This window comes from Oceanobacillus massiliensis str. N'diop, from assembly GCF_000285495.1.
Taxonomy (GTDB): Bacteria; Bacillota; Bacilli; order Bacillales; family Amphibacillaceae; genus Oceanobacillus; species Oceanobacillus massiliensis.
The window spans coordinates 20,650-23,478 of sequence record NZ_HE610977.1; the positions used below are offsets into that span (position 1 = coordinate 20,650).

At 42.8% G+C, this 2,829-nt stretch carries 2 protein-coding genes and 1 pseudogene; all 3 read right to left on the reverse strand.

The window, feature by feature from the left end:
- Positions 1-17: 17 nt before the first annotated feature.
- The gene (locus OMHG_RS05715; protein ID WP_010649100.1) at positions 18-440 is read right to left on the reverse strand and encodes a CoA-binding protein; all 423 of its coding nucleotides are present in this window, start codon (positions 438-440) and stop codon (positions 18-20) included.
- A 40-nt stretch (positions 441-480) separates the two neighbouring features.
- The gene (locus OMHG_RS05720; RefSeq protein ID WP_010649102.1) at positions 481-2,007 is read right to left on the reverse strand and encodes an ABC transporter permease/substrate-binding protein; all 1,527 of its coding nucleotides are present in this window, start codon (positions 2,005-2,007) and stop codon (positions 481-483) included.
- Positions 2,004-2,829 (reverse strand): annotated as a pseudogene (locus OMHG_RS19425) (ATP-binding cassette domain-containing protein); the annotation flags it as partial. The pseudogene OMHG_RS19425 and the gene OMHG_RS05720, both read right to left, overlap by 4 nt.

The following is a 2,829-nucleotide window of genomic DNA, read 5'->3' on the forward strand; positions in this document are numbered from 1 at the left end:
TTTGCTAATTTAACCTGCTATATTTTTTCCACCAGAACGGCATGTGCGACTTTGATGCATAGATCCATAATTACTGTAAAATCTCTTTCTTTCAAATAGTGGTAGGCGGCTTCATTGGCGATTCCAAGTTGTGCCCAGAATACACTGCAGTCTGTTTCAGCAGCTTCTTCGGCGACCTCTGGCAGGAATTCTGGTCTCCTGAATACGTTAATGATATCAATTTTGTCCGGTACTTCTTTTAATGAAGGATAAGCCTTTTCGCCAAGCACTTCGTCAACGGTTGGATTAACAGGTATAATTCGATATCCCTGCTGCTGCATGACCTTTGAAACTTGATAGACAGTTTTGCCGGGATTATCGTTCAACCCAACTACCGCAATGGTTTTTGCCGTTTCCAAAATGTTTTTAATTTCTGCATTGGAAGGATTTTCCCATACCATACTGACACCTCCATAAGCATTTTTTTACTTTCACAATTCATTAGCTATCAAGTATACCTTCACTAACCAGGTATTCCCGTGCGACATCATTTGGAGAACGATCTTCATAATCCACTTGGTAGTTCATTTGCCGCATTTGTTCATCTGTAATTTTTCCGCTCAGCTGATTTAAAATGTCTTCCAGTTCCGGATATTCTGCCAGTGTATCTTCCCGCAATAAAGGTGCACCCTGATATGGCGGAAATAGATTTTCCGGATCTTCAAGGGTTACTAGATCTAATTCTATCATGTAGCTCTCTGTTGCATAGGCATCGATAATGTCTACTTCCCCATTAGCTAGAGCGGTCTCTCTGATTCCCGCTTCCATTGTTTTCAGGTCTGAAATGTCCAGATTGTAGACTTCCTGCATACCTGCATAGCCATCCTTGCGATCCTTAAATTCCAATGTAAACCCTGCAGTAATCTCATTTTCAATTTGCTTTAGATCACCGATTTCCTCGAGGTTATACCGTTCAGCCAATTCCTTGGTGGTTGCTACGGCATAGGTATTGTTGTATTCCATCGGCTCGAGGAAATCCATATCATACTCTTCTTTCATTCCCTGTTTTGCCTGTTCATATACTTCTCTTGCATCATTGCTTCCAGCCTCCTGCTCCAGGTGCGTTACAATAGCTGTTCCGGTGAATTCCGGAAAAATATCAATGCTCCCCTCTTGAAGGGCACGGAAAACAAAATCCGTTTTTCCAAGATTCGGTTCCAGTTTCACATTTAGGTCTGTCTCTTCCTCGATTAATAATTGATACATATTCATTAATATTTCTGGCTCGGAACCCATTTTCCCGCCAATGACAAGATCTGCCTTCATTTGACCATTAAATATAAATGGTGTTGCTACAATAAGGACAGCAATAATCAGCATGGCAATGAATGTTTTTAAACCGGCTTTCTTTGAAAGCTGTTCAAGCATCCTTAATACCAAATCCAATATGATTGCGAGCAAGGCTGCTGGGACTGCACCAAGTAAAATCAAATTGATATCTGCTCCCCGGTCAAGACCCAGTAAGATAATCTCACCTAATCCCCCAGCACCTATTAGCGCCGCAATGGTCGTAGTACCAACAATCAGCACCATGGCAGTTCGAATACCGGCCATGATTACCGGCATTGCTATCGGGAGTTCCACTTTTGTCAGCCGCTTCAATGAATTCATTCCCATCCCCGTAGCAGCTTCCTTCAGAGCTGGATCGACTTCCTTGATTCCAGTATATGTATTTCTCAAAATCGGAAGTAACCCATAGAGGATAAGTGCAATAATTGCCGGTGTTGTACCAATTCCGAAGAAAGGTATCAAAAATGCCAGCACCGCCAGACTGGGGATTGTCTGGAGGATTGCGGAAATACCTATCACCGGTTCCGCTGCCCTCGGATATCTGGTTAAGAGCAAACCGAGAGGCACTGCAATTAGGGTAGCAATAATGAGAGAAATCATGGAAATCTGCAAATGCTCCAATATTGTCTCCCAGAGCATCTCCTGTCTATTTTGAAAAACAGTTATGAATTCATTCATGGACGGACCACCCCGTTTTCCATGTCAGCTTGATTCAGTAGAAATTCCATCATGTCCCTATATGTCAATACACTAACAAGCTTTTGGTTCTCAACTACCGGAAATATCGTTTGTGAACTGTCCTTGATCAGTTCTGCGCTCTCATACAGAGACATGGCAGAATCGATAACAGGGCCTTGAACTGTTTTTCCATTTATCAGCATATGCTGGTAAATGCCGTTCTCATCCGTCACGATAAAAGCCCCCGGCTGCAAGTTGGAATAATCAGCAAAATCAGAGGACGAAATAATATACTGCTTGTCCATGCTCGAAATATTACCCACTGACGTCTGCCATGGAGACTTCCGATTACCGATAAACTCTTCAACAAATTCGTTCCCCGGCTGCATCACTAAACGATCTGGCGCATCAAGCTGGATTATTCTGCCTTCTTTCATAACACAGATGCGGTCCCCCAATTTAAGTGCTTCATCCATATCATGGGTAACAAAGACGATTGTCTTTTTAATTTCCTGCTGCAATTTGCGTATATCCATTTGCAATTGTTCCCGGCTAAGCGGATCAAGTGCGCTGAAAGGCTCATCCATCAGAATGATATCAGGATCGGCCGCCAGCGCACGAATAACCCCTATTCGCTGCTGCTGGCCACCAGATAGTTCACTTGGCATTCTCTTTTTATAGATGGCCGGTTCAAGACCAACCATTTCCAGAAGTTCATCAATCCGACTGGAAAGTTTTTTCTTCCCCACTTTTTCATCTCTGGAACAATCGAAATATTTTCTTCAATTGTCATATGCGGGAATAAGGCAATTTGCTGAAGTA